This window comes from Arthrobacter agilis (assembly GCF_006494655.1).
GTDB classification, from domain to species: domain Bacteria; phylum Actinomycetota; class Actinomycetes; order Actinomycetales; family Micrococcaceae; genus Arthrobacter_D; species Arthrobacter_D agilis.
Map to the genome: position 1 here is coordinate 99,207 of NZ_VHIM01000002.1, position 24,871 is coordinate 124,077.

Sequence of the window (24,871 nt, forward strand, 5' to 3'; positions counted from 1 at the left end):
TGATCGACAGCACTTAGGAACTAGACTTCTGGTGGGCAGGGCTGGATCAGCCCACCAGGAGTCTTTTTTCGGCTCTGGCCACCCCAGGATCGGTGCGGTCTCTCGCGCCGATGACCAACCGTTAGACTCGGTTGTTGTGTACGGTCCGCCACAGGACCAACAGACCTTCAGGAGGACGCTTGCTTAGCGCTATTGGCCGGGCATTCCGGACGCCAGACTTGCGGCGCAAGCTGTTGTTCACGCTGGGAATCATCACCATCTTCCGTCTCGGGGCCTTCATCCCCGCTCCGGGCGTCGACTACGGGAACGTGCAGCAGTGCCTCGCACTGGGCAACACCGACGGCGGTCTCTACCAGTTCGTGAACCTCTTCAGCGGCGGTGCCCTTCTCCAGGTCTCCATCTTCGCCCTCGGGATCATGCCGTACATCACGGCGAGCATCATCACGCAGCTCCTCCGGGTGGTCATTCCCCGGTTCCAGGAGCTGCACCAGGAAGGCGCGCAGGGTCAGTCGAAGCTGACGCAGTACACGCGCTACCTGACCATCGCGCTCGGCCTGCTCAACGCCACCACGCTGGTATCCCTTGCGCGGTCCGGTGCGCTGCTCGGCAACTGCCCCGTCCCGCTCATCCCGGACGACTCCCTGATCACCATCATCCTGCTGATCATCACGCTGACGGCCGGAACGGGCCTCATCATGTGGATGGGTGAGCTCATCACCGAGCGCGGCGTCGGCAACGGCATGTCGCTCCTCATCTTCACCGCCATCGCCGCTGGCTTCCCCAGCTCGCTCGGCGAGATCTTCCGCACCCAGGGCGCCACCGTCTTCGCCTTCGTCCTGCTCATGGGTGTCGTCGTCGTCGCCCTCGTGATCTTCGTGGAACAGTCGCAGCGTCGCATCCCCGTCCAGTACGCCAAGCGCATGGTGGGACGCCGCACGCTCGGCGGGAGCAGCACGTACATTCCGATCAAGGTCAACATGGCCGGGGTCATCCCCGTGATCTTCGCGTCCTCGATGCTCTACCTGCCCAGCCTGATCGCCCAGTTCAACACCCCGCAGGACGGCACCACCCCGCCGCCCGAGTGGGTCAACTGGATCACGACGTACCTGACCAGCGGTGACCATCCGCTCTACATGGCCATGTACTTCCTCCTGATCGTCTTCTTCACGTACTTCTACGTGGCGATCACCTTCAACCCGGACGAGGTGTCCGAGAACATGAAGAAGTACGGCGGGTTCATCCCGGGCATCCGTGCCGGCCGCCCGACGGCGGAGTACCTCCAGTACGTGTTGTCCCGCATCACCCTGCCCGGCGCCATCTATCTCGGTCTCGTGGCGCTGATCCCGCTGATCGCCCTGGTGGCCATCGGCGCCAACCAGAACTTCCCGTTCGGTGGCACCTCGATCCTCATCATGGTCGGTGTGGGCCTGGAGACCGTCAAGCAGATCGACGCGCAGCTCCAGCAGCGTCACTACGAAGGGTTGTTGCGTTGACCAGAATGCTGATCATCGGCCCCCCCGGCTCCGGCAAGGGCACGCAGGCCGCTCGTATCTCCGAGCGCCTCGGTGTCGTGGCCATCTCCACGGGCGACATCTTCCGCGACAACGTGAAGCGCGAGACCCCTCTCGGCGTCGAGGCGAAGAAGTTCATGGACGCGGGGGACTTCGTGCCCGACAGCGTGACCAACAGCATGGTGCGTGACCGCCTCGCCGGCGAGGACGTGCGCGATGGGTTCCTGCTCGACGGATACCCGCGCACCGCGGCCCAGGTGAGCGAGCTCGACGACATCCTGCGGGAGAACGATCTCGACCTCGACGTCGTGCTCCAGCTGACGGCCGACGACGAGGAGCTCGTGAAGCGCCTTCTCGGCCGGGCGAAGCTGGACGGGAGGTCGGACGACAACGAGCAGGTGATCCGTCACCGCCTCGGCCTGTACCACGACCAGACCGAGGTCGTGGTGTCCCGCTACGACGAGCGGGGGATCGTGACGAAGGTCGACGGGCTCGGTTCCATCGACGAGGTCACCGAGCGTGTGATGGCGGCACTCAAGGTCGCGAGCTAGGACGGCCGTGTTCCGCCAGCCGAAGGTCGAGTACAAGACCACCCCTCAGATGCTCGTCATGCGCGAGGCGGGCCTGGTGCTGGCCGGAGCCCTCGACCAGGCCGTCGCGGCCGCCCAGGTGGGCGTGACGACGGCACAGCTCGACGACGTCTTCGCCGCGGTACTCCGGGAGGCCGGCGCCACGTCGAACTTCCTGGGCTACCACGGGTTCCCGGCGAGTATCTGCACGTCGGTGAATCACGAGGTCGTCCACGGCATCCCGGGGGAGTACGTGCTGCGCGACGGCGACATCATCTCGATCGACGGCGGCGCCGTCGTCCGGGGCTGGCACTCCGATTCCGCGCGGACCGTCATCGTCGGTACCCCGAGGGAAGAGGACGTCCGGCTCTCCGAGGTGACCGAGGAAGCAATGTGGCGGGGGATAGCAGCGCTCGCGTCGGCACGGTTCGTCGGCGACATCGGCGCGGCGATCGACGACTACGTCTCGTCGGTGCCGGGGCCGGCCCTGGGAATCCTGGAGGACTACGTGGGGCACGGCATCGGCACGCAGATGCACCAGGCACCGGACGTGCTCAACTACCGGAGTTCGAACCGCGGGCCCAAGGTCCGTCCCGGCTTGTGCCTCGCCATCGAACCGATGCTCGTCCAGGGCGGGCTCGCCACATCAGTGCTCGACGACGACTGGACCGTGGTGACCACGGACGGACGGCGCGCCTCCCAGTGGGAGCACAGCGTCGCGGTCCACGACGGCGGCATCTGGGTGCTCACCGCGCACGACGGCGGCGCATCGCGGCTCGAGCCACTGGGCGTGACGCCCGTACCCCTCGCGGGCTGAACCGTATGCGGGGCGGAACTGCGGGATTTAGCGATCCCCGGTCCGTAGCGTAGTATTGTCTGTTGGTTGTCTCTGCTTCTCATGCCCAATTGGACATCGGAAGCCGATCCGCATGGTGAGCCTCGGTTCCCGCCGGTTCAGACGATCAAAACCCCCAATCCGTCCGTCACGCAAGTGGTGGGCATAGACGTTAGCGGAGGATATGGCCAAGAAAGACGGTGTCATTGAGATTGAAGGCACTGTGAACGAGGCGCTGCCCAACGCGATGTTCCGCGTTGAGCTGGCCAACGGACACATTGTTCTCGCCCACATCTCGGGAAAGATGCGCCAGCACTACATCCGAATCCTTCCTGAGGACCGGGTTGTAGTGGAACTCAGCCCGTACGACCTCACCCGGGGCCGTATCGTCTACCGCTACAAATAAGAATCAACTCGAAGGAAAACCATGAAGGTCAACCCGAGCGTGAAGCGGATCTGCGAGAAGTGCCAGGTGGTTCGCCGCAAGGGCAACGTTCTCGTCATCTGCGAGAACCCGCGCCACAAGCAGCGCCAGGGCTGAGAACCTCCTCCGAGGTTCCACCCCACGCGTAGAAGTACACTCAACGGCAGAACAGCGCCCCCCAGGGGGCGTACACCCCCGGCTCGGAGGCCGGGGACCGGGGCACCTGACTCCGGGAACGTTCTGCTCCACACCTCCGGCAACTCCAAAGGAGCACCGCCACCATGGCACGTCTCGCTGGCGTAGACATCCCCCGCGAAAAGCGGGTAGTCATCGCGCTTACCTATATCTACGGCGTGGGCAAGACCCGTGCAGAGAAGACGGTCGTCGACACGGGGATCTCCCCGAACACGCGCGTCAAGGATCTCTCCGACGCAGAGCTGGTCCAGCTCCGCGACTACATCGAGGGCAACTTCAAGGTCGAGGGCGATCTTCGCCGCGAAGTTGCAGCCGACATCCGCCGCAAGGTCGAGATCGGCAGCTACGAAGGCATTCGGCACCGCCGCGGCCTTCCCGTGCGCGGACAGCGCACGAAGACCAACGCTCGCACCCGCAAGGGCCCGAAGCGCACGGTCGCAGGCAAGAAGAAGGTCGGACGCTAGATCCCCACCGGCTCCCTCACGTGACTCGCTAGCGCTCGTCACGCCAGGGGACCCTCGCCGGCGGAGGCCCCTGTTCCGGCGGCCTCCGGCAGGACTCGATCCGACTCAATGCTTTACCCAATACCTTCGTAGGAGAAGTAATGCCCCCCAAGACTCGTGGAGCGGTGCGTAAGCCGCGTCGCAAGGACAAGAAGAACATCGCGCTCGGCCAGGCGCACATCAAGAGCACCTTCAACAACACCATCGTCTCGATCACGGACCCCAGTGGAGCAGTCATCTCCTGGGCCTCCGCCGGTGAGGTCGGCTTCAAGGGTTCGCGCAAGTCCACCCCGTTCGCCGCGCAGATGGCCGCCGAGGCTGCCGCGAAGCGCGCGCAGGAGCACGGCGTCAAGAAGGTCGACGTCTTCGTGAAGGGTCCCGGATCCGGACGCGAGACCGCCATCCGTTCGCTCCAGGCCACGGGCCTCGAGGTCGGATCGATCCAGGACGTCACCCCGAGCGCACACAACGGCTGCCGCCCGCCGAAGCGCCGCCGCGTCTAACCAGATGCACCGGTGACCGCGCCGCCCTGCAGGAACGGACGTTCCGGCAGGGCGGTTCGGTGCCGTTCAGCAGCTTCACAGCCGGTCGACCAGCAGTCCCGCCCATTTAGAAGCGTCATATAGCGGATGCTTCCTGAAAGGAAATGTAAGTGCTCATTGCACAGCGCCCCACCCTGACTGAAGAAGTCGTCGCCGACAACCGCTCACGGTTCGTCATCGAGCCGCTCGAGCCCGGTTTCGGCTACACCCTCGGCAACTCCCTCCGCCGCACCCTGCTGTCCTCGATCCCGGGCGCAGCGGTCACCAGCATCCGCATCGACGGCGTGCTGCACGAATTCACCACGGTTCCCGGGGTGAAGGAGGACGTCACCGAGATCATCCTCAACATCAAGAACCTGGCCGTCTCCTCGGAGCACGACGAGCCCGTTGTCGCCTACCTGCGCAAGCAGGGGCCCGGCGTGGTCACCGCTGCTGACATCGCGCCCCCCGCGGGTGTCGAGTTCCACAACCCGGACCTGCACATCGCGACCCTCAACTCGAAGGGCAAGTTCGAGCTCGAACTGACCATCGAGCGTGGACGCGGGTACGTCTCGGCCTCCCAGAACAAGTCCGGCGACTCGGAGATCGGCCGCATCCCGGTCGACTCCATCTACTCGCCGGTCCTGAAGGTCACCTTCCGTGTGGAGGCGACCCGTGTGGAGCAGCGCACCGACTTCGACAAGCTGATCGTCGACGTCGAGACGAAGGACGCCATCGCTCCGCGCGACGCCGTCGCATCGGCCGGCACCACCCTGGTGGAGCTCTTCGGGCTCGCCCGCGAGCTCAATGTCGCCGCGGAAGGCATCGAGATCGGCCCGTCACCGACGGACGCAGCTCTCGCAGCCGACATGGCGCTGCCGATCGAGGACCTCGAACTGACGGTCCGCTCGTACAACTGCCTCAAGCGTGAGGGCATCCACTCCGTGGGTGAACTCGTTGCACGCTCCGAAGCCGATCTCATGGACATCCGCAACTTCGGCGCGAAGTCCATCGACGAGGTCAAGGCGAAGCTCGTCGAGCTGGGTCTGTCCCTGAAGGATTCCCCTCCCGGGTTCGACCTCGCCGCCCGCGCTGCCGCCATCGAAGAGGACGACGCCGCCTACGGCGACGAAGAGCTCTAAAACGCTATCTGCCCGCCCGCCGCTCACCGTAGTGGCGGGACGGGCACCTAATGAGGAGAAATCACCATGCCCACACCCACAAAGGGCCCACGCCTCGGAGGCGGTCCGGCGCACGAACGCCTGATGCTCGCCAACCTGGCCGCCTCACTGTTCGAGCACAAGCGCATCACCACCACGGTGACCAAGGCCAAGCGCCTTCGCCCCTACGCCGAGCGTCTCATCACGTTCGCGAAGAAGGGTGACCTCGCGTCGCGCCGTCGCGTCCTCGGTGTCATCAGCAGCAAGAGCATCGTCCACGAGCTGTTCACGGACATCGCTCCCGCCGTCGCCAACCGCGAGGGTGGCTACACCCGCATCACCAAGATCGGCAACCGCAAGGGCGACAACGCCCCCATGGCCGTCATCGAACTGGTGCTGGAGCCCATGTCGGCGAAGCAGTCCGTCGTCGCCGAGGCCGAGCAGGCCAAGGCTCCCGCAGCTGCCGCAGCACCGGCCGCCGAGTCCGTCGACTCGCCCGAGTCCGCAGATTCGGTCGACTCGGTCGATTCCGCAGAGTCCGCAGCGTCTGCCGACGAGGTAGCAGCCGAGGACACGACGGTGGACGCCGAAGCCGGCTCCGCCGACGAGGTCGTCGTCGTCGAGGGCACCGTCGAGGACGAGAAGAAGTAATTCTTCCCGCCTGACGCGCCATGACACTGCAGAAGCCCGCCGCTCCCGAGAGGGACGGCGGGCTTCTGCGTATCCGGCTGGACATCGCCTACGACGGAGCGCCCTTTGCAGGCTGGGCGCTCCAACCAGGCCTGCCGAGTGTCCAGGGTGTCCTCGAGGGAGCACTCCGCACCCTCCTGCAACGACCGGCCCGGCTCACCGTGGGCGGGCGGACCGACGCCGGCGTCCACGCCCGCGGGCAGGTAGCCCACGTTGATCTCACAGCCGCCGAGTGGAACGCCATGGGGAGGGGGCGCGACGTCGATCCCGCCACCGCGTTCCTGAGGCGTCTGACCGGCACCGTCAATCGTGAGCTGACGGACGGGATCAGTGGCCGCGGCCGGTCCGTGCGGAACTCGGTGCCCGCCGTCGTCCTGCTGTCCGCAAGGCCGGCGCCGGTCGGCTTCGACGCCCGATTCTCGGCGCTCTGGCGGCGCTACGGGTACGCCATCGCGGACACCGCGACCGGTCAGGACCCCCTGCGCCGGCACACGACGCTCTGGCATCCCGCACCGCTCGACGTCGCACTGCTCAACGAGGGTGCGTCCCACTTCCTCGGGATGCAGGACTTCGCCGCCTTCTGCAAGCCACGCGAGGGGTCCACGACCATCCGCGAGCTCCAACGCTACGAGTTCGTCCGCGGGCAGGACGGCACGATCACCGCGACCGTGCAGGCCGACGCGTTCTGTCACAACATGGTGCGGGCGCTCATCGGTTCCACGCTGCGTGTCGGGTCGGGTGAGATGCCGCCGGGCTGGCTCGCGGAGCGGCTCGCGGCCCGCATCAAGGATGCCCGCTCGGTCCTTGCCGCACCGCATCCGCTGGTACTCGAGGAGATCGCCTACCCGGGTGATGACGACGTCGCAGGCCGTGCAGAACTGACGCGGGCTCGCCGGAACCCTGGGCACCTCAGGCCGGAAGCGTCCGCTCACCAGGACCGCGCGGCCGGCTGACCGGTCGACGACGCGCATGCACCGGAGGCCGCTCCGGAAAAATTCTCGTCATCCTGCATCCGAACGACGACGTCCGCCGGTAGTACGGGGTGTCAGGATCAATCGGAGGCTCTCCGGGGCCAGAACGAGGAGAAACACAATGCGCTCGAAATTCTACGCAGTCGGTGCAGTCGCGGCACTCGGTGTGGCCGGCGTCGCCACACCCGCGGTTGCCGCCGAAACCGGCGAGATGGCACAGCTGTCCGTCCTTCATGCCGTTCCCGATCTCACCGTCGACGTCTACGTCAACGGCGACCTGACCCTCGACGACTTCACGCCGGGAACCCTCGCCGGGCCGCTCGAACTCCCCGCGGGCGACTACGAGCTGGCGATCACCGCCTCCGACGCGGCGGACGCCAGTTCACCCGTCATCGGTCCGGTGCCCGTGACCCTCGAAGGCGGTGGCAACTACACCGCGACCGCGAACCTCGATGCAGAGGGCGCCCCGACTGCGAACTTCTACACCAACGACGTCTCGACGGTCGAAGCCGGGAAGTCACGGCTGACGGTCCGGCACACCGCTGCTGCGCCCGCCGTCGACGTCCTGGTCGGTGGCACCCCGGTGGTGGAGAACCTGAGCAATCCCGAGGAAGCGACGCTCACCACCGACGCCGGGACCATCTCGGCCGCGGTCGCCGCGACAGGGACCACCGAGCCCGTCATCGGCCCGGCCGATCTGAACCTTGCAGAGGGCACCGCGACCATCGTGTACGCCTGGGGAAGCCTGGAGGACGGGAACCTCGCCCTGGCCACGCAGGTCATCGAGGGCCTCCACTCCGATCCCGCCGCGGTTCCCGGCGCGCAGGCCGCGACGTCCACCACGGACAGCACGGGCCTGCTCATCGGAGCCGGCGCGGTCGGACTGGTGCTCCTCTCCGGTGCAGCCGTGGCAGCGCGCCTGCGCGGGTCCCGCACGGCCGCCTGAGCCGGCCGACGGGGCGGGAGGCCCCCTCCAGCCTCCCGCCCTGTCCGGTCCACCCGTCCTGTCCAACCAACCTCCCGTCCAGCCACGGAAAGCGATGGTCGTGAAGCTCACTCCCCGCCGCGCAGCGGTCCTGCTGCTCGGCCTCTCCATCGGCCTGCTCCCGGCCGGGTGTGCCCAGCCGAGCGCGGCACCGGAACCCCGGGTCCTCGTGAACCTCCCCCCGAGCCCGGCCCCGGCGGACGGAGCCCCGGCACCCGCCGCGGAAGCCCCTGTCCCTGCCCCGAAAGCGCCCGGCTCTGCTGCGGAAACCCCTGATGGCGCGCCCGGCGCCGTCGCTCTCCGTCCGGCGACCGCCGCGCAGGTGGAGATCGTCCCACCCCCGGTCTCGCTCGACATCGAGGGCACGGACATCCAGGTGGGCGTGATCGACGTCGGGATCGCCGATGACGACGAGATGGAGATCCCGACCAGTTTCTACGAGGCGGGGTGGTACCGGTACGGGCCAGCGCCCGGTGCATCGTCAGGCAACGCCGTCCTGGCAGCACACATCGACATCGGCACCGAGGAGATGCCTTTCGCGCAGTTGAAGGACGTACAGCTCGGAACGATCATCACCGTGGGGCGGGAGAGTGCCGAGCCGGTCCGCTACGAGGTCACGGAGGTGCGGAACGAGCCGAAGGCGGCCCTGGACACGGAGGGGATCTTCCGGCGCGACGGCGACCACCAGCTGGTCATCGTGACGTGCGGTGGCGACTGGCTCGCGGACCGTGCGGACTATGAGGATAATGTTGTCCTCACGGCATCTCCGCTCTGAAACGCCCTGCCATCGCGATGAGGACGGGCACCGACGGGTCGGTGCGGGAAGCCGTTGTCCGACGTTCCCGCCCGAAGGAGAGCAGCGTGGCTTCCCCAGGTCGAGGGCTGGTCGGTCGTCCCGATGCCGGGTTCTCGACCGACGGCGAGGAAGGGCTGGCGCAGGCCTACCGCAACTATGCACCGCTCGTCTTCACCGTGGCTCTGCGTGCGCTGCACGACCGCCAGGCCGCCTCCGATGCGACGCAGGAGGTGTTCATCCGCGCGTGGCGGTTCAGATCAGGGTACGACCCGGCGGCCGGGAGCCTGCCCGGATGGCTCCTGGGCATCACCCGCAACGTGGTGTCGGACGCTCTCTCGGCGCGACTCCGACGGGATCGCCTAGACCATCTGGCGGTCGCGCTGGGCGACCACCGAGCGGCAGGGCCCGGCAATGAAGCCATCGAGGCGCTCGCGGATCGCGTGGTCCTGGACGCTGAGCTGAGAATGCTCGGCGAACCGCAGAAATCAATCCTGGAGCTCGCCTTCTACGAAGACCTGACACACCAGGAAATAGCCAAGCGGCTCCATATGCCCCTCGGGACGGTCAAGAGTCACATCCGTCGAAGTCTCACCCACCTACGCAGCCGATTGGAGGCCTGGCATGCAGCACCTTGATCCGGAAGCCATCAGCCTGGCCGCAATCGGCGAACAGCTCGACGAGCCGGGGCAGGCCCACCTGACCGCATGCGACATCTGCACGACGGAACTCCAGTCCCTGCAACACGTGGTGGGTGCCGCGCGCGGGGGAGCGCCCGGGCTGCTCGAGGCGCCCGGCCCGGAGGTCTGGGCGGCGATCCACGCCGACCTCGACCTGCAGCAGTCCCAGCTCGAGGACCCGCTGACGCGGTCCGATCCGCCCGTCGACCGATGGGTTGGGGCCGGCACCCGGCCCGGGCCCGGCGTCGTGGACCTTCGTCCCCGGTCACGTCCCCGACGTCCGTCCGGAATGTACCTCGTAGCGGCTGCGGCAGCGGGCGTGCTCATCGGAGGAGCAGCCCTTTGGGCGGTCCAGGCCTTTACGTCTCCCGCCTCGCAGGACGTCCTGGCGGAAACAGTGCTCGAGCCGCTTGATGGCTTCACGGGTGAGGGCACCGCCAGAGTGGTGTCCGGCGAGGACGGCAACCGGCTGCTCGACGTCCGGTCTACGACCACCGGCGCGGACGGGTACGAGGAGGTCTGGCTGATCGCGCCCGGCCTCGACCGCATGTACAGCCTCGGCGTCCTGTGGAACGGGACAGGTTCCCTGACCATCCCGGACAGCGTGGACCTGGCGGAATTCCCGGTCGTCGACATCTCGGACGAACCGCTCGACGGCGACCCGGTCCACTCCGGCGTAAGCATCCTCAGGGGTACCCTGACGGCCGCGTCCAACGAGCAGCTGGGCTAGCCCAGAAACACGAAGCTCGCAAAGGCCGCCAGCAGCATCCCCGGACCGAAGGGAAAAGTAGACCCGCGCGAGGCCCGCCGCAGGACCAGGACGGCGATACCCGCGACGCCCCCCAGGAGGAAGCCTCCGAGCAGCGTGCCGAGCCAGGCCGCGGACCCGGCCCAGCCACCGAACAGGCCGAGGACGGCCGCCAGCTTCACGTCGCCCATCCCCATGCCGGCGGGCGAGATGAGGGCCAACAGGAAGTACACCGAGAACAGGACGGAACCGCCGGCCAGAGCACCGATGAGACCGCCCCACGACCCGCTCGCGGCGGCCGCGATCACGAGCAGCGGGGCCGCCGTCGCCGCCCACCAACCCAGCAACGCATTGGGCAGGAGCTTGGTCCGCAGGTCGACGGCTCCGAGGACCACGCCGAAGGCGGCCAGGAGTGCTGTCAATGCGGCGTTCCACCACTCGGGGGTGCCGATGCTACCGACACCCGTCAGCAGCGCCGCCGCGAGGACCAGCGGCCAGCGCCAGGCCATCGGCACCAGGTCCCGGGGGTCCTTCCGGGCACGGGCGAACACCACAAGCGCGATGCCGGCCGCACCGAGGGCGGCGGCGAGGGGCAGGAGCACCTAGACGGACTCCTCGATGGAATCCGGCGCCACCCGGTGGACCTCGCCATTCGCCGGCAGCGTCACCGTGAACCTGCTGCCAGCGCCCGGCGTACTCGTGCAGCGAATGGTGCCTCCGTGGCTCTCGACGATCGACTTGGTGATCGACAGCCCGAGGCCGGCTCCCTCGATCTGGGCCCGCCGTGCTCCGGGGGTGCGGTAGAACCGGGAGAAGACCTGGCTTGCCTCCTGCTCCGTCATGCCCATGCCGTGGTCCTCGACCCACAGGTCGATGGCCGCTTCCGACTCGGCCGCACGGACGCTGACCACGCCGCCGCCGGGCGAGTACTTGATGGCATTCGACAGGAGGTTGTCGAGGACCTGCGAGATGCGCAGCGGGTCGATGAGCGTCCACAGGGGAGTGTGGGTGGTGGTCCTCAGCATCACACCGTTCCGCTGGGCGCGCAGCTGGTTGGAGCGCACGCTCATCTCGATCAGGGCAGCGAGGTCCACGGGTCGCGGATGGACGCGAACGCGGTCCCCGGCGGTCGAGAGGAGGTCGGCGACGAGCTCGAGGACGCGCTGCGCATTACGTCCCGCGACGTCCACGTACCCGCGAAGGTGCTCCGGCAGCGGATGCTCGTCCTCCAGCACGAGTTCGAGGTAGCCGAGGACCGAGGTGAGGGGGGCGTGGAACTCGTGGGAGATGTTGGAGATGAAGGCGTCCTTCGCGGACACGGCCTCCACGAGCTCGGTGACGTCGCTGCACACGATCAGGGCGCCGGTGATGGAGCCGTCGGCGCCCTTGATGGGCCGGGCCGCCGTGGAGAGGGCGCGCTGGGCGTCGCCGTCGCCCACCCAGATGAGCTGATCGGCGAACGTCTCCCCGGTGAGCGCGCGGTGCTGTGGCCTGCGGTCGGCCGGCAGCGGGGTGGTGCGATCGGCTCCGAAGACGAGCGGCGCCGTTCCGCCGTCGTCGTCCCTGCCGGCGAGCCTGTTGAACAGTTCCTGCTGCCGGTTGGTGAGCGTGGTCCCGCCGTGGGCGTCGACGGCGGTGAGGCCCACGTCCACGGTGTTCAGGATGGCGGTGAGCACCCGCTCGCGATCGATGGCCGCGCGGAGGAGCTCGTTGAGTTCCTGGTCCTTCTGCTCGATCTCGATCTCCCGTGCTCGAGCCAGGAGGCTCATCATGCGCACCACGACGGCGATGCACCCCATGACGGTGGGCAGCAGCAGGATCCCGAGCTGGGTCCGCAGGAGCTCCGGTTCGAGGGACCCCAGCAGGGGCCAGGCAGGCACGAGGAAGGAGCCCACGAGTGTGATGCCGAGGGCCGCCCAGGTGGGGAGGGAGGAGCGCATCAGCCAGACCACCGGGAAGATCACGAGGACCCCCAGCGCCGGCTGGGTCTCGAGGGCGCCGGCCCTGACGAGCGCGATCGCCACGAAGTCCAGGACGGGCACCACCAGCAGGCAGCCGCGCGGGAGCTCGCGCCACGGCACGACGACGCACAGCGCCGTCAGCAGGAGGGTCATCGAGAAGCCCACGTCGAAGACGGTGCTCGCCATCATGCCGGGGCGGAAAACGGGCGAGGTCACACCGATCACGACGACGATCAGGGCCAGCGGTATCTGGCAGAGGATCACCGACCGGTCGAGGGTGACCCTGGAGGCGAGGGCGCGCAGGCGGACAGCAGTTGTATCGCTAGTCATGCACTGACCGGGGCAGGATGGAAGACCGCATTGTGGGGAGACTTTCGACGCTGAGACCTACGTAGTGACTAACATTAGGGCGTCGACCCGCGGATTCACTCGAAGGCAGTCTCAATTCGGTCTCAAGGACGGGCACAATAGGAGAATTATGTCGGGATCGACAAGGCTCGTGATGCATCAGGCTGGGGGGACATCGAATGAGTGATCCAGGAGTGGCGGTCGTCATCGAGGACGACGCCGACGTGCGGAATCTGGTGGGTGCGGTCCTGCGTCAGTCGGGGTTCGAGGTCCACGTGGCGCCGGACGGCAAGACCGGCGTCGACCTCGTGCGATCCCAGGCCGCCACGGTGGTAACCCTGGATGTCGGACTGCCGGATATCGACGGGTACGAGGTGCTGCGCCGCATCCGAGCATTCAGCACCTGCTACGTGGTCATGCTGACCTCGCGCGGTGATGAGCTGGACACGTTGACGGCCCTGCAGTCGGGCGCCGACGACTACCTCACCAAGCCGTTCCGGCCGAGGGAGCTTCGGGCGCGGATCGCGGCCATGCTCCGGCGGCCGCGCTCCGACTCGGAGGAGGACGCGAGTCCGAGTGTCGCGCCGGCGCGCCCAGCTATCGTCAGTGTGCCCACCCCGGAGGCCGCGAGTGTGCTCGAGCACAACGGGCTGCTCGTCAACGCCTCGGCGCGCACCGTCGTCGTGGACGGCCGTGACCTGCTCCTGACCCGGAGCGAGTTCGATCTGCTGCACGAGATGCTCAAGAGCCGCGGTGCCGTCAGGACCAAGGCCGACCTGGTGCGCGTGGTGCGGGGGGACTACTACGACGAGGACACCTACATCAGCGACTCCGACGAACGCGCTATCGAGGTGCACGTGGGTAATCTCCGCAGGAAACTGGAGGAGGATCCGAGGAACCCCCGCTGGATGCAGACGGTCCGCGGTGTCGGATATCGGTTGACGCCCGTCCGCGCAGCCGCGTCAGACTGAGCCCTGCAGGACGCGGTCCAGGTACAGGGACCGGAGTTCGCTGACCGTCTCGAGTCCGCACGGCCCGATCAATGCCAGGGCCTGCTGCGACGCCTGGAGGTCACCATGGGTGATCGCATCCTCGAGGCGCGCTGCGTGGGCCGCGAGCCGCGGTGCGCCCGCCATGCTGGACGAACTGCGGAGGCTCAGCGCAGCATCGTGGGCAGCCGGGAGGTCGCGGTCCCCGAGCGCCACGTTCAGGCGCAGGAAGCGTTCGGCGAAACCCGCAATGTAGTCGAGGACGAAGGCGTGCGCAGCGCGGGCATCGTCGAGGTGGCTCTCCAGGGTCGCGAGGACACCGAGATCCACCAGGGTGGGTTGCCGAGTGCCGTGCTCAGGACGCGTCACTGGCCGGCGAACGTGTCGATGACGTTGAGCGCCGCGGGCCCCAGGATGACGATGAACAGCACCGGGAAGATGAACAGGAGCAGCGGGAAGAGCACTGCCACCGGCAGCTTCATGGCCTTCTCCTCGGCCCGCTGACGGCGCTTGACGCGCATCACCTTCGCCTGGGTGCGTAGGACGCCGGACAGCGCGATCCCGTAGGCATCCGCCTGCACGATGGCCTTCACGAAGCTCCGCAGCTCGGGAATGGAGCTGCGGTTTGCCAGGGCGAGGTAGGCCTCGCGCCTACTGCGGCCCACCTGCATGTCCTGCAGCGTGCGCACGAGTTCGTCTGCGAGGGGGCCCTTGCCCGTCTGTCCGGCCCGCTGCATCGCGCTCTCGAACCCGAGGCCGGCTTCGACGGAGATCAGCATCTGGTCGAGGGTGTTTGCCAGTTCAAGGGCCATGGCCTTCTGGCGTTCCTGCCCCCTGCTGTACAGCAGGAGGTCGGGGATGAAGTAGCCGAGGACCGTGACAAAGACGGCCAGGAGGACGAAGGTCTTGCTGCTGTTGGTCTGGAGGAGCAGGATCCCGGCGAGGCCTCCCGCAACTCCGAGGAGCGGCTTGGCCGTGAGGAGTTTTGCCAGGGGAAGGGCCGCCGGGCGTCCGGCCAGAGCCAGCAGGTGGTCGAGTTTCGCCACGTAGGCCTCAGGTGTGAGCCGCCGCCCGAGGTGAAGCAGCCGGTTCGGTCTCTCGACGGCCCCGGAGGCGAGGCCCACGCCCTGGGTCAGGTTTCGCTGCACCGTCCGGCGAACCTTCGCATCCGAGGTGAGCGCAGACCACGTGAAGTAGGCGATTGGTACCGAGGTGAGCAGGAGGGAGGCGAGTAGGGTCAGGTCCACGGCGCAGTCCTCAGAACTTCAGGTCGATGATCTTGCGCAGCCAGAGCCCACCGATGGCCATCATGACTGCGGCGACGCCGAGCATGGCCCAACCCAGAGGTTCGGTGAACAGCGCATTGATGTACCCCGGGCTGATGACCGTGAGGATGAGCGCAATTCCCAGCGGTAGTGCTCCGAGAATGTAGGCCGAGAACTTGCCCTCTGCCGCCAAGGACTTGATCTGGCCTTTGATTTCGGCTCGCTCGCGAATGGTGTGACCTACCTGATCGAGGACCTCTGCAAGGTCCCCGCCCACCTCGCGATTGATCTGGATTGCCTGCGCGATCCATTCGAAATCCTCGCTCTGCATACGGTGTGCCGTATCGACCAGTGAGGCCAGCAGGTCCTTGCCGAGCCCTGTCTCGGCGACGATGCGGCGCATCTCCTCCGATGTGGGACTGTCGGCTTCGGTCGCCGCTGCATCGATGGCGCGCAGGATGCTGTGACCTGCCCGGAGCCCTCCCGTCAGTAGCTGGAGGGTGTCGCCGAGCTGTGCGTCGAAGCGGCGTCTGCGCCGTGCGGTCCGGAAGGAAACAGCCTGATAGGCACCGACGGGGGACAGCAGGAGAAAGAGGACGCCTGCGATGGGCGCCAGCAGCGCCCACCCGATGAGAAGGCCGGAGATGCCTGCAAGGAGGATCAGCAGGTAGAGCTCCGCCTGGCTCAACCGCACACCGGCTGTCTCCAGGACTGTCTGGTCGAGGAACCGCTTCGGGTTGCGGCGCAGGTAGGCGTCCACCGCGCGGCCCGCTGCTCCGGCAAAGCGGGAAAGCTGCGAATCGGGAAGGGAGACGGCAGGGCGTCGTCGATCCAACGGCACGGATGACTGACGCGGCTGTGCGGCGACGATCGCGAGCACGACGGCTCCGACGATCAGCGCGGAGCCCGCAAGGAGAAGGGCTGTCATGATGTCACCTGCCGCGCCCCATCGCGGACCCGAAGACGGCTGGGGAGACCGTGATGCCCATGTCTTCGAAGCGCTCCATGAAGCGTGGGCGGATGCCGGTGGGCACAGGCTTCCCGAGAAAACGTCCCTTGCTGTCCACGCCCGCCGAGTAGTCGAAGACGAAGGCGTCCTGGAGGGTGACGACATCCCCCTCCATGCCCTGCACCTCGGTGACGTGAGTGATGCGCCGGCTTCCGTCGCGCAGGCGCGAGATCTGGACCACGAGGTTGACGGCGGACGCCAATTGTTCGCGGATGGCGCGTAGCGGCAGATCCATCCCGGCCATGAGCACGAGGGTCTCCAAGCGGGCGACGGCATCCCGCGGGGAGTTGGCATGGACCGTCGACAGCGAGCCGTCATGGCCGGTGTTCATGGCCTGCAGCATGTCGAGCGACTCGCCGCCGCGCACCTCGCCGATGACGATGCGGTCGGGTCGCATGCGCAGCGAGTTCCGGACGAGGTCACGGATGGTCACGGCGCCCTTGCCCTCGGTGTTGGGGGGGCGGCTTTCGAGGCGCACCACATGCTGCTGCTGGATCTGGAGCTCCACGGCGTCCTCGATCGTGACGATGCGCTCGTCGCCGGGCAGGAAGGAGGACAGCACGTTGAGGAGCGTCGTCTTCCCTGTCCCTGTTCCGCCGGAGACGATGATGTTGAGCTTCGCCTTGACGCAGGCATCGAGGAGTTCCGCCATCTCGGGCGTCAGGGTTCCGAAGTCGATGAGGTTCTGAACGGTGAGGGGTACCTTGCTGAACTTTCGGATGGTCAGGGAGGATCCGTTGACCGCCAGCGGCGGGATGACAGCATTGACGCGCGAGCCGTCCTCGAGCCGCGCGTCCACGAAGGGCGAGGACTCGTCGATGCGTCGGCCCACCTTCGACACGATGCGTTCGATGACGCGCCGCAGGTGCTCCTCCGAGCTGAAGCGCGAATCACTCAGCGTCAGCCGGCCATTCTGCTCCACGTAGATCTGGTCCATGCGGTTGACCATGATCTCCGTGACGGACGGGTCGTCGAGGAGCCGCTGGAGCGGACCGAACCCCAGGACGTCATCCGCCACGTCCCGGATGAGGCGGCGGCGCTCGTCCGGACTCAACGGAACCTGCTCGGCGTCGATGAGCTGGCTGAGCTCGTCGCGAGCGACTGTCTTGAGATCGTCCTCGCTGATCGAGGTGTCGCTGGCACGTGCACCCATGCGCTCGAAGAGGGCTGAGGCGGCACGCTGCTTCAGGCCGGCAAAGACATCCACTTTCGCCGTTCCGGGTGACTCGGGCACGTCGCGGGCTGTCGCAGGGGCGAGGGTCGCCGGACGCGGAGGAGCCGGCGCCGCAGGTACCGCCGCGGTCTCGACGGCGGCGGGTGCCGGGGAGAGTCCGGCCGCCTGGATGCGATCGGCCAGTCTCACCGGACCACCACGCGGCGGTGGAGTTTACGCTGCGCCTTCGCCCGCCAGGCGTGGTCGAAGCGCTGCACGAGATCGGTGAGGCTCTTCGTCGCGGGGTCCCGGATCTTGTCCTGGAGCAGGGGGACTCCGCGATTCGTGGCGAGTGTGAGCGCGCGCGAGCGTGGGATCGATACGTCGACCGGCGCTGCGAGCGTCGCCTCGATGTCCTGCACCGAGAGGCCCGTCTTCGTATCGGCGAAGTTCAGCACCACATGCCGCGTCTCGGGCAAGAGATTGAGCTGATTCAGGACATCAAGCCCTGTTCTCAGGCCGCGCACACTGGGCACATCCATGCCGGTGACCCAGACGGCGTCCGTGCACTGTTCGAGGGCCGCGAGACTCGGTTCGGTGAGTCCGGGTCCTGTATCCACGACGACATAACGGAACTCCAGCGCGAGCTGCTGGATCAGGCGGGTCACCTGTTCGGAGGAGATGCGATCGGCATCCGCCGGATTGCGTGGTCCACACAGGGCGTAGATACCCGACGGGTGCGCGGTCAGGAAAGCCTTGAGCACCATCGAGTCCTGTGTCGCGGCACCCGAGACAGCGTCGAGCACCGAGTACTCGGGATTCAGATAGAGACCCGTGCCCACATCACCGAACTGCAGGTCCAGATCGACGATGACGACGCTCAACGGAGCGATCTTGCCGAGCCCCACTGCAAGGTTCGTGGCGATCGTGGTCTTGCCCACACCGCCTTTCGGGGAGAAGACACCGATCACCAGACCGTTCTGCTGCTCGCGCGGAGTCTGCTCGTCGGAGCGCCGGCGGGTCGCGAAGGCCTGGCATGCGCGCTCGAGCTGTGCGCGGACGCTCGCGATGTCGGCGAGCGGGCTGAGGATGTCCCGCACACCGGCCCGCATGGCCTGGAGAGCGAGGTCAGGGTGGTCCTCGTGTACCAGGACCACGCTGATCTCCGGGAACTTCACGTCCACGACGATGGCGAGGCGGAGGGCTTCCTCGATGGCGATTCCGGGCCCGAAGATCAGGACTTCAGGCCGCTCGAGGGCGAGCTGATCGAGTACTGCATCAGAATCCCCGGACAGGGTGCTCGCCGGCAGGCTCTTCACATGGCCCTGCAGGCCACCCGCGACGGCGAGGCGGACCTTCTGCTCGAAATCCGAGCTCGGGGTGATCAGGACGAATCTACTCATCGGTACAGTTCCTCGGTCCTGATGGTGATCGGGTTCGGACTTTCCGTGGCGGACTCCGTCTCCTTGCTGAGCCAGATCGTGCCGAACTCATTGCCGAAGACGATCCTGGTGGCCTGCTCCTCGGTCACGGCGACCGTCACCATCAACGCGTCGGACGGGAGGGCTTCTGCTTGTGCGCGCGCCTGCTCTTCAGGCGTCGCGGACGGATCCACCTCCGTCGGTAACGGAGCCCGCTGCACGGAGGTCACGAGGATCTTGTGCAGGACCAGTTGCGTCGTCCGTGCCGCGAGGCCATTCTCGACCGACTCGGCCTCCATCGAGATGAAGACACCGACGGTGTCCTCGGGCCTGATGTTGCCGCCGACGGCTCGTCCCGGGTCAAGCGCGAAGGAGACCTCCTGAAGACCTTCGGGGACGGGTGAGCGTCCGGAAAGTTCTGCGCTCTCGGGCTCGACGAGGCGTTCGGCCATGAGCTGTTCGCCGGCTACGAGGTCGACCGCCGTGATCTTGCCGCCGGAGGAGGCGAGGTCACTGAGCGCCGTGGTGCCGACAGCTGTGGCCGGTAGGGTCTCAGTGGAGAGGAACGGCATCAGGTCCTCGGCGGGCGTGCCAGCGGGGACCGCGGCGTTCACCACGAGAACCTCCACGGGATCGAGGCTCGCGACCGCGCGGGCCTCGGCACCCTGGGCATAACCGAACAGCATCAGGGCCCCGATGAGAGCCAGGGCGACGGCGGCGACACCTGCGAGGAGACGGGATTTCATGGGGTTGCTTTCTCGAGGGTCATCCGCACCACGGCGGTGCCCATGGCGGGGTTGTAGGAGCCGAGGGTGTAGGCGTCGTCGAGGGACACCATTTTGACGAACCGCCCGATGATCCCCATGCACTTCACGGTGTTGCACGTGTAGCCCGGGTAGTAGCTGTCACGGAACGAGTCCGGATAGACGGAGCTGCCCTCCTGCTTGAACTTCCACCCGTGGACCTCGAAGGCCGCGAAACCGATGAGGTGGTACACGCCGTTGCTGCCGCTGTCGGTGACCTGGTCGTAGATCGGGAACAGGCCGACGGGTGGTGTTCCGGCTTCGATCTTGGCCCGCCATTCGGCCAACAGGTCCGTACAGTTCGGCGGCGCTCCGTTGTTGCCGGTGTTGCTGCCCGAGGCCCCCTTCGTGATGTCGACGAGTGCCTCGCACTTGCCCGGCACCTGATCGAGACTCCCGAATCCACCGGGAGGTCCGCCGGCACAGGCAGGGATACCATCCGACTTCTTCCGGTACTCGACGACCTGCCAGCCCGGCCCGTCCTGGAGTTCGCACTCGGAGAACGTGATGGGGAACGGAGCGGGTCCTGCGGTGGGGCTACCCCACTCCGCGGTGGAAGTTGCCGTCACTTCTGTCGAGGAGAACCCGAGGGCCTTTGCAAACAGGAGGGAGACGTGGTTCGCGGTCTGGCCGGCCTCCGACGCCCCTGCGACCACGGTGACCCGTCGTGCGGAGCTGTTGACCACGAGGTCCTTGATGCTGCTCCGGTCATCGAGCGCGTTGTCATCGGCAAGACGTCGAGCGAGCTCGGGAGCTGCGGTACAGCTGGCCGTGGAGACACCCAGTGCGCACTCCTGCGCCGTTGCCAGGGCGGCGGCATCGGCACCGTTCTGCAACTGCGCCCGTTCGGCGTAGATCATGCCCACGTCGACGGCCAGGGCCGCAAAGCCAAGCAAAACGACCATGACCAGGGCGACGATGACGCTGATCGCGCCGCGCTCACTCCGATGAGCGGGCTTGTCCGACTCCGTCAGCCACCGCACAGCATGACTCCTTTGCCTCGCAGGGAGAAGGGTGCAGCGATTCCGGTCAGGGTGGTCATGGTGTAGGTGATCGTCATCGTGACCGTGCTGGTGGCAGCGCAGGTGTTCACGGCGCCGCCTGCCGACCGCACGATGGTGAAATTTGAGGGGCTGAGGTCGGGATCGAGCACCTCGGCAGCAATGATCGCCCGGTTGACCGCGGCGGAGTCGTTCTTCCCGATAGCGACGACGCGGACGCCCTCGCGCGCAGCACTCGTGAGGGTCACCTGCGCGTTGTACGCCCGGCCCACCTCGATGATGCCGAACATCAGCAGGATCAGGATCGGGAGGACCAGGGCGAGTTCGACCGCGACGGCGCCGCGCTCGTGCATCTTCGACGCCATGGTTGCTCCCTCAGTAGCGCTGGGCGGCGGCATGCGTGCCGCCGCCCAGCGAGTCACGCGGCGTGGTCTTAGGACCAGCTAGAGCTTCAGCTTGGCGAACAGGCCGGTGAAGAACCCGTTCAGGGAGGTGCCGAAAGCCCCGACGCCGACGATCAGGACGACGGCGATGAGGGCGACCATGATGCCGTACTCGACGGCGGTCGCGCCGGTTTCCTCACGGCGGAGGCGCGACTGGACGGTGAGGCCCAGGGTGTGAAGGGAGGCTGCGAGGTAGTTGATCATGATGGGACTCCTGAGGGGACGGACGTGCGGCTGGCCCAGCGCCAGCACTGCCTGAAAACTAGCGCCGCCAGCCGGCAGGAACCGTGTTCTGCCCTGATCCTGAGCGAACCCTCGCAATGCTGCACCTGCGCTGCAGCCGTCCTGCGCAGAACCTGCGCTGGCACTGCCCCTCACACCTGCCGCCCGCAGGAATGTGGCGTGTCCCGCAGGCACGGACGGCGCTCGCCCTACACTGTGCGCATGCCCACTCTTCCCGACCGGCCGAGCCCTGCGCTGCACGCTGTGTCCGGGGTGTCCGAGGAGCCCGCGAAGCCGAGCGAGCCCAGCGAGTCCGGGGAGACTGAGGACACTGCGTACCTGCAGCAACTCGCCTCTCTGGTGGAGGCCTCGGCCGACGCCATCAATGGCGCCGACCGGGACGGCATCATCACCAGTTGGAACGCGGGGGCGGAGGCCCTCTACGGGTACAGCGCCGAGGAGGCCATCGGCCGCAGCGTCGAGATGCTCACGCCGGCACACTCCTCGGGTGCGGGCGAGTCGATGACGAAGGCGCTCGCGGGCGGCTCCGGTGTCGCCGGTCAGCGGGTGATCGCCCGGCACAAGAACGGCTCCCTCATCGAGGTGTCGCTGACGCTCTCACCCGTCTTCGACGCTGCGGGCGACGTCGTGGGTTCCTCGGCGGTCGCACGCGACATCACCGAGGAGCAGCGGCAACGCGCTGCCGCCGAGCACGCTCGGGACCGGTTGACCTTCGCGCAGGAGATCGCCCATGTCGGCTCCGTGGAGGTCAACATGATCACCGGCCACCGCTGGTGGTCCGATGAGTACTTCCGGATCCACGGCCTGGCCATCACCGAGAACCCGACCGAAGAGCTCTGGCACTCCGTGCTGCACCCCGAGGATCGCGAGCGCGTCCAGCAGGTCTGGCAGGAACTCGAGGCGGGCGGTCCGCCTCTGAAACTGGTGCACCGGATCCAGCGCCCCAACGGAGAGGTTCGCTGGGTGCACACCCGGGCGGCCGCCGAGCACAACGACGGCGTCCTCGTCAGGCTCCTCGAGACGGTGGTGGACATCACCGAGCGGAAGCTCGCGGAGGAGGCCCTCGAACGTCTCGCCTTCCAGGACCCGCTGACGGGGCTCGCGAACCGGGCCCTCCTGCTGAACTGCATCGAGCTCGCTCTGGAGGAGGCCGGGCAGGCCGCGACGCGGGTCGGCGTCCTCTTTCTCGACGTGAACCGGTTCAAGGTGGTCAACGACGGCCTGGGGCATGCCGCGGGGGACAGCCTGCTCGTCCAGCTCGCTGCGCGGCTGCGCGGCGCCGTGTGGCCGACGGATACGCTCGCGCGCTTCGCCGGCGACGAATTCGTGATCGTCTGCGGCAGCATCGGCCCGGACGACGTCCACGAGCTGGCGGGACGCATCGCCACCGCGGTGCGCGCACCTTTCGACCTGCTGGGCCAGGAACTGTTCGTCAGCGTGAGCATCGGGATCGCCCTCTCCTCGGGCAGCGACAGTGCCGAGTCCCTCCTCCACGAGGCGGACGCCGCGATGTACGTGGCGAAGCAGAGCGGAACCGCCGAGGGCATCCTGTTCGACCAGTCCATGCACCGGCGGGCCGAGACCCGCCTGGATCTCGGGTCCCAGCTGCCCCGCGCCGTCGAGCGCGGCGAGATGGAGATCCACTACCAGCCCGTCGTGGACGTCCTCAGCCACAGGCCGATAGCCTTCGAGGCGCTTCTTCGGTGGAAGCATCCCAAGTACGGGCTGGTGTCGCCGTGCCACTTCATTCCGATCGCGGAGGAGACCGGGCTGATCGTCCCGCTCGGACAGTGGGTGCTCGACACAGCGCTCGCCCAGGCGCAGGAATGGCGTTCCCGGATTTCCGGAGCCTCGGAGCTGCGGATCGCCGTGAATCTCTCCGCCCGCCAACTCCAGGACGCGGGCCTCTTCGACACCGTCGCCGATGCCATCGGCCGGGCAGGTATCGACCCGGCTGCCGTGGAACTCGAGATCACCGAATCCACCCTCATGAAGGACGTCGATCGATCGATGGCGACGTTGACGCGGCTCCGCAGTCTCGGCGTCGGGTTGTCGGTGGACGACTTCGGGACCGGCTATTCGTCCCTGAGCTATCTGAGCCGGTTCCCCGTCACGACCCTCAAGATCGACCGGTCGTTCGTCGAAGGCCTCGGCGGCGCGGACGTCCACGCGCAACCGATCGTCGCCGCGGTCACGGTGATGGCAGCGGCACTCGGGCTCGACGTCGTCGCCGAGGGCGTCGAGACCCCGGACCAGCTCGCGGAACTCGAGAAACTCGAGGTCGGCGCGGCGCAGGGCTACCTCTGGGCCGAAGCGATGCCTCCCGGGGAGGTGGCGCCATGGTTGGCGGGGGCCGTGGGCTTCGACGGCGAGGCAGCCCTGGAAACCCGCCCGCTCGCCTCACTTTGACCTGGGGTGCGGCAGCACGCTAATCTTGGTAGTCGTTGTGCGTATCCCTGCTCGATACGTCTGCGCCCTCCGGAGCGGTTCAGTTGCAGAACCACCTGGCCCGGGGGCGGAGCCGAGCTGTACGGGATGACTGGTCGTATTTCAGCCCTCACCTGAAGTTCCGGTAGCGCATGAATAAGCTGAGCCCTCGGGCACGGAGCACTCCGTGGATGTGGGCGACACCGAAATAGAAACGAAGGCCATAACCGTGCGTACGTACACCCCGAAGCCAGGCGATATCTCCCGCCAGTGGCACGTAATCGATGCAACCGACGTTGTGCTCGGCCGCCTCGCCAGCCAGACAGCTATCCTGCTGCGCGGAAAGCACAAGGCGACGTTCGCCCCCCACATGGACATGGGCGATTTCGTCATCATCATCAACGCCGAGAAGGTAGCCCTCACCGGCGCCAAGCTCGAGCAGAAGCGCGCCTACCGCCACTCGGGTTACCCGGGTGGTCTGAAGTCGACGAGCTACGTGGAACTCCTAGACAAGAACCCGGAGCGCGCAGTCGAGAAGGCCATCCGCGGCATGCTTCCCAAGAACTCGCTCGCCGCCCAGCAGATCGGCAAGCTGAAGGTCTACCGCGGCGCGGAGCACCCCCACGCAGCACAGCAGCCCACGACGTACGAAATCACCCAGGTCGCCCAGTAGTCCTGGCCACCAACACTAAGAAATCACTTCAAGGAGAACCGTGGCTCAGAACACTGAAGAGCTGAATGAATCGACTGAGGAGCTCACGAGCTACACCTCAGAGTCCACCGAGGGCAGCGAGACCGCCGTCAAGGAGCGCCCTGCGCTGACCGTCGGCGGCGGAGCCGTCGGACGCCGCAAGGAAGCAGTCGCCCGCGTGCGCCTCGTTCCCGGCACGGGCAAGTGGATCGTCAACGGGCGCGAGCTCGCCGACTACTTCCCGAACAAGCTGCACCAGCAGGAAGTCAACGATCCCTTCAAGCTCCTCGAGCTCGATGGTGCGTACGACGTCATCGCCCGTATCCACGGTGGTGGCCCGTCCGGCCAGGCCGGCGCCCTGCGCCTCGGCGTGGCACGCACGCTCAACGAGATCGACCGCGAGAACAACCGCCCCGCCCTCAAGAAGGCAGGCTTCCTGACCCGTGACGCCCGCGTCATCGAGCGCAAGAAGGCCGGTCTCAAGAAGGCTCGCAAGGCACCTCAGTACTCCAAGCGCTAAGCTCGCCCAGCG

Annotated in this window: 29 protein-coding genes; 18 read left to right on the top strand and 11 right to left on the bottom strand. The window is 67.1% G+C overall.

Going from position 1 to position 24,871, the window contains the following annotated elements; genetic code table 11:
• Positions 1-179 precede the first annotated feature (179 nt).
• The 14 genes from secY (at position 180) to FJV46_RS03360 (ending at position 10,567) form a co-directional block, all read left to right on the top strand.
• Positions 180-1,493: a preprotein translocase subunit SecY gene (gene secY / locus FJV46_RS03295; protein WP_087030061.1), complete on the top strand. Its 1,314-nt coding sequence runs from the start codon at positions 180-182 to the stop codon at positions 1,491-1,493.
• A gap of 5 nt (positions 1,494-1,498) precedes the next feature.
• Positions 1,499-2,062: an adenylate kinase gene (locus FJV46_RS03300; RefSeq protein ID WP_087030059.1), complete on the top strand. Its 564-nt coding sequence runs from the start codon at positions 1,499-1,501 to the stop codon at positions 2,060-2,062.
• Positions 2,063-2,111: 49 nt separating this feature from the next.
• Entirely contained in the window at positions 2,112-2,897 is a 786-nt protein-coding gene (gene map, locus FJV46_RS03305; RefSeq protein ID WP_087030398.1) for a type I methionyl aminopeptidase, read from the top strand.
• A 202-nt stretch (positions 2,898-3,099) separates the two neighbouring features.
• Complete coding sequence (gene infA, locus FJV46_RS03310; protein ID WP_019481515.1) at positions 3,100-3,321, top strand: translation initiation factor IF-1; 222 nt, start codon at positions 3,100-3,102, stop codon at positions 3,319-3,321.
• A gap of 21 nt (positions 3,322-3,342) precedes the next feature.
• The gene (gene rpmJ, locus FJV46_RS03315) at positions 3,343-3,456 is read left to right on the top strand and encodes a 50S ribosomal protein L36 (RefSeq protein ID WP_043440658.1); all 114 of its coding nucleotides are present in this window, start codon (positions 3,343-3,345) and stop codon (positions 3,454-3,456) included.
• Between the two features lie 164 nt (positions 3,457-3,620).
• Positions 3,621-3,998, top strand: a complete 378-nt coding sequence (gene rpsM, locus FJV46_RS03320) for a 30S ribosomal protein S13 (protein WP_087030056.1) — start codon at positions 3,621-3,623, stop codon at positions 3,996-3,998.
• A 140-nt stretch (positions 3,999-4,138) separates the two neighbouring features.
• Positions 4,139-4,540 carry a 30S ribosomal protein S11 gene (gene rpsK, locus FJV46_RS03325; protein ID WP_019481517.1) on the top strand — a complete coding sequence of 134 codons (402 nt, stop codon included), beginning with the start codon at positions 4,139-4,141 and terminating at the stop codon, positions 4,538-4,540.
• Positions 4,541-4,689: 149 nt separating this feature from the next.
• On the top strand, positions 4,690-5,700 hold the full coding sequence (locus FJV46_RS03330; protein WP_087030053.1) for a DNA-directed RNA polymerase subunit alpha: 1,011 nt from the start codon (positions 4,690-4,692) through the stop codon (positions 5,698-5,700).
• A 66-nt stretch (positions 5,701-5,766) separates the two neighbouring features.
• Positions 5,767-6,369, top strand: coding sequence for a 50S ribosomal protein L17 (gene rplQ, locus FJV46_RS03335; RefSeq protein ID WP_087030050.1), 603 nt, complete (start codon positions 5,767-5,769; stop codon positions 6,367-6,369).
• A gap of 20 nt (positions 6,370-6,389) precedes the next feature.
• Entirely contained in the window at positions 6,390-7,361 is a 972-nt protein-coding gene (locus tag FJV46_RS03340; protein ID WP_087030047.1) for a tRNA pseudouridine synthase A, read from the top strand.
• Positions 7,362-7,500: 139 nt separating this feature from the next.
• A complete protein-coding gene (locus FJV46_RS03345; RefSeq protein WP_087030044.1) occupies positions 7,501-8,325 on the top strand; it encodes a DUF4397 domain-containing protein in 825 nt (274 codons plus the stop codon).
• A gap of 100 nt (positions 8,326-8,425) precedes the next feature.
• Entirely contained in the window at positions 8,426-9,139 is a 714-nt protein-coding gene (locus tag FJV46_RS03350) for a class F sortase (RefSeq protein WP_232008450.1), read from the top strand.
• 86 nt (positions 9,140-9,225) lie between these two features.
• Positions 9,226-9,795, top strand: coding sequence for an RNA polymerase sigma factor (locus tag FJV46_RS03355; protein WP_232008448.1), 570 nt, complete (start codon positions 9,226-9,228; stop codon positions 9,793-9,795).
• Positions 9,782-10,567 carry an anti-sigma factor domain-containing protein gene (locus FJV46_RS03360; RefSeq protein WP_087030033.1) on the top strand — a complete coding sequence of 262 codons (786 nt, stop codon included), beginning with the start codon at positions 9,782-9,784 and terminating at the stop codon, positions 10,565-10,567. Before FJV46_RS03355 ends, FJV46_RS03360 begins: the two co-directional genes overlap by 14 nt.
• Here the strand turns inward: FJV46_RS03360 and FJV46_RS03365 are convergent.
• Together FJV46_RS03365 and FJV46_RS03370 are read right to left on the bottom strand one after the other, a co-directional pair.
• Positions 10,564-11,187 carry a prepilin peptidase gene (locus FJV46_RS03365; RefSeq protein WP_087030030.1) on the bottom strand — a complete coding sequence of 208 codons (624 nt, stop codon included), beginning with the start codon at positions 11,185-11,187 and terminating at the stop codon, positions 10,564-10,566. The genes FJV46_RS03360 and FJV46_RS03365 overlap by 4 nt on opposite strands.
• Positions 11,188-12,876 carry a sensor histidine kinase gene (locus tag FJV46_RS03370; protein ID WP_087030027.1) on the bottom strand — a complete coding sequence of 563 codons (1,689 nt, stop codon included), beginning with the start codon at positions 12,874-12,876 and terminating at the stop codon, positions 11,188-11,190.
• A 197-nt stretch (positions 12,877-13,073) separates the two neighbouring features.
• Here FJV46_RS03370 and FJV46_RS03375 point away from each other — a divergent pair, with 197 nt between their 5' ends.
• Positions 13,074-13,865 carry a response regulator transcription factor gene (locus FJV46_RS03375; RefSeq protein WP_087030023.1) on the top strand — a complete coding sequence of 264 codons (792 nt, stop codon included), beginning with the start codon at positions 13,074-13,076 and terminating at the stop codon, positions 13,863-13,865.
• Here FJV46_RS03375 and FJV46_RS03380 read toward each other — a convergent pair.
• From FJV46_RS03380 to FJV46_RS03420, 9 genes are all read right to left on the bottom strand, one after another.
• A complete protein-coding gene (locus FJV46_RS03380) occupies positions 13,857-14,213 on the bottom strand; it encodes an Hpt domain-containing protein (RefSeq protein WP_087030020.1) in 357 nt (118 codons plus the stop codon). The two genes, FJV46_RS03375 and FJV46_RS03380, sit on opposite strands and share 9 nt — an antisense overlap.
• Positions 14,214-14,248: 35 nt before the next feature.
• Positions 14,249-15,130 carry a type II secretion system F family protein gene (locus FJV46_RS03385; RefSeq protein WP_087030016.1) on the bottom strand — a complete coding sequence of 294 codons (882 nt, stop codon included), beginning with the start codon at positions 15,128-15,130 and terminating at the stop codon, positions 14,249-14,251.
• A gap of 10 nt (positions 15,131-15,140) precedes the next feature.
• Positions 15,141-16,028, bottom strand: a complete 888-nt coding sequence (locus FJV46_RS03390; RefSeq protein ID WP_232008444.1) for a type II secretion system F family protein — start codon at positions 16,026-16,028, stop codon at positions 15,141-15,143.
• Between the two features lie 52 nt (positions 16,029-16,080).
• A complete protein-coding gene (locus FJV46_RS03395; RefSeq protein ID WP_087030010.1) occupies positions 16,081-17,520 on the bottom strand; it encodes a TadA family conjugal transfer-associated ATPase in 1,440 nt (479 codons plus the stop codon).
• The gene (locus tag FJV46_RS03400) at positions 17,517-18,713 is read right to left on the bottom strand and encodes a CpaE/TadZ family protein (RefSeq protein WP_087030007.1); all 1,197 of its coding nucleotides are present in this window, start codon (positions 18,711-18,713) and stop codon (positions 17,517-17,519) included. The genes FJV46_RS03395 and FJV46_RS03400 overlap by 4 nt, the downstream gene beginning before the upstream one ends.
• The gene (gene cpaB / locus FJV46_RS03405) at positions 18,710-19,477 is read right to left on the bottom strand and encodes a Flp pilus assembly protein CpaB (protein ID WP_087030004.1); all 768 of its coding nucleotides are present in this window, start codon (positions 19,475-19,477) and stop codon (positions 18,710-18,712) included. Before cpaB ends, FJV46_RS03400 begins: the two co-directional genes overlap by 4 nt.
• On the bottom strand, positions 19,474-20,517 hold the full coding sequence (locus FJV46_RS03410) for a TadE/TadG family type IV pilus assembly protein (protein WP_232008437.1): 1,044 nt from the start codon (positions 20,515-20,517) through the stop codon (positions 19,474-19,476). The genes cpaB and FJV46_RS03410 overlap by 4 nt, the downstream gene beginning before the upstream one ends.
• Positions 20,505-20,900 carry a TadE/TadG family type IV pilus assembly protein gene (locus FJV46_RS03415; RefSeq protein ID WP_232008435.1) on the bottom strand — a complete coding sequence of 132 codons (396 nt, stop codon included), beginning with the start codon at positions 20,898-20,900 and terminating at the stop codon, positions 20,505-20,507. The genes FJV46_RS03410 and FJV46_RS03415 overlap by 13 nt, the downstream gene beginning before the upstream one ends.
• 78 nt (positions 20,901-20,978) lie before the next feature.
• Positions 20,979-21,182, bottom strand: a complete 204-nt coding sequence (locus FJV46_RS03420) for a Flp family type IVb pilin (RefSeq protein WP_087030001.1) — start codon at positions 21,180-21,182, stop codon at positions 20,979-20,981.
• 240 nt (positions 21,183-21,422) lie between these two features.
• Here FJV46_RS03420 and FJV46_RS03425 point away from each other — a divergent pair, with 240 nt between their 5' ends.
• The 3 genes from FJV46_RS03425 (at position 21,423) to rpsI (ending at position 24,859) form a co-directional block, all read left to right on the top strand.
• The gene (locus tag FJV46_RS03425; RefSeq protein WP_126130631.1) at positions 21,423-23,630 is read left to right on the top strand and encodes a putative bifunctional diguanylate cyclase/phosphodiesterase; all 2,208 of its coding nucleotides are present in this window, start codon (positions 21,423-21,425) and stop codon (positions 23,628-23,630) included.
• Positions 23,631-23,877: 247 nt separating this feature from the next.
• Positions 23,878-24,321, top strand: a complete 444-nt coding sequence (gene rplM / locus FJV46_RS03430) for a 50S ribosomal protein L13 (protein WP_087029996.1) — start codon at positions 23,878-23,880, stop codon at positions 24,319-24,321.
• A 40-nt stretch (positions 24,322-24,361) separates the two neighbouring features.
• Positions 24,362-24,859: a 30S ribosomal protein S9 gene (rpsI, locus tag FJV46_RS03435; protein WP_087029993.1), complete on the top strand. Its 498-nt coding sequence runs from the start codon at positions 24,362-24,364 to the stop codon at positions 24,857-24,859.
• The last annotated feature ends 12 nt before the right edge of the window (positions 24,860-24,871 follow it).

Excerpts from the sequence above, each read along its gene's own strand:
- FJV46_RS03300 (WP_087030059.1), top strand. The coding sequence starts at position 1,499 with ATGCTGATCATCGGCCCCCCCGGCTCCGGCAAGGGCACGCAGGCCGCT.
- map (WP_087030398.1), top strand. The coding sequence starts at position 2,112 with ATGCTCGTCATGCGCGAGGCGGGCCTGGTGCTGGCCGGAGCCCTCGAC.
- infA (WP_019481515.1), top strand. The coding sequence starts at position 3,100 with ATGGCCAAGAAAGACGGTGTCATTGAGATTGAAGGCACTGTGAACGAG.
- rpmJ (WP_043440658.1), top strand. The coding sequence starts at position 3,343 with ATGAAGGTCAACCCGAGCGTGAAGCGGATCTGCGAGAAGTGCCAGGTG.
- rpsM (WP_087030056.1), top strand. The coding sequence starts at position 3,621 with ATGGCACGTCTCGCTGGCGTAGACATCCCCCGCGAAAAGCGGGTAGTC.
- rpsK (WP_019481517.1), top strand. The coding sequence starts at position 4,139 with ATGCCCCCCAAGACTCGTGGAGCGGTGCGTAAGCCGCGTCGCAAGGAC.
- rplQ (WP_087030050.1), top strand. The coding sequence starts at position 5,767 with ATGCCCACACCCACAAAGGGCCCACGCCTCGGAGGCGGTCCGGCGCAC.
- FJV46_RS03340 (WP_087030047.1), top strand. The coding sequence starts at position 6,390 with ATGACACTGCAGAAGCCCGCCGCTCCCGAGAGGGACGGCGGGCTTCTG.
- FJV46_RS03345 (WP_087030044.1), top strand. The coding sequence starts at position 7,501 with ATGCGCTCGAAATTCTACGCAGTCGGTGCAGTCGCGGCACTCGGTGTG.
- FJV46_RS03360 (WP_087030033.1), top strand. The coding sequence starts at position 9,782 with ATGCAGCACCTTGATCCGGAAGCCATCAGCCTGGCCGCAATCGGCGAA.
- FJV46_RS03370 (WP_087030027.1), bottom strand. The coding sequence starts at position 12,876 with ATGACTAGCGATACAACTGCTGTCCGCCTGCGCGCCCTCGCCTCCAGG.
- FJV46_RS03375 (WP_087030023.1), top strand. The coding sequence starts at position 13,074 with ATGAGTGATCCAGGAGTGGCGGTCGTCATCGAGGACGACGCCGACGTG.
- FJV46_RS03400 (WP_087030007.1), bottom strand. The coding sequence starts at position 18,713 with ATGAGTAGATTCGTCCTGATCACCCCGAGCTCGGATTTCGAGCAGAAG.
- cpaB (WP_087030004.1), bottom strand. The coding sequence starts at position 19,477 with ATGAAATCCCGTCTCCTCGCAGGTGTCGCCGCCGTCGCCCTGGCTCTC.
- FJV46_RS03415 (WP_232008435.1), bottom strand. The coding sequence starts at position 20,900 with ATGGCGTCGAAGATGCACGAGCGCGGCGCCGTCGCGGTCGAACTCGCC.
- FJV46_RS03420 (WP_087030001.1), bottom strand. The coding sequence starts at position 21,182 with ATGATCAACTACCTCGCAGCCTCCCTTCACACCCTGGGCCTCACCGTC.
- FJV46_RS03425 (WP_126130631.1), top strand. The coding sequence starts at position 21,423 with ATGCCCACTCTTCCCGACCGGCCGAGCCCTGCGCTGCACGCTGTGTCC.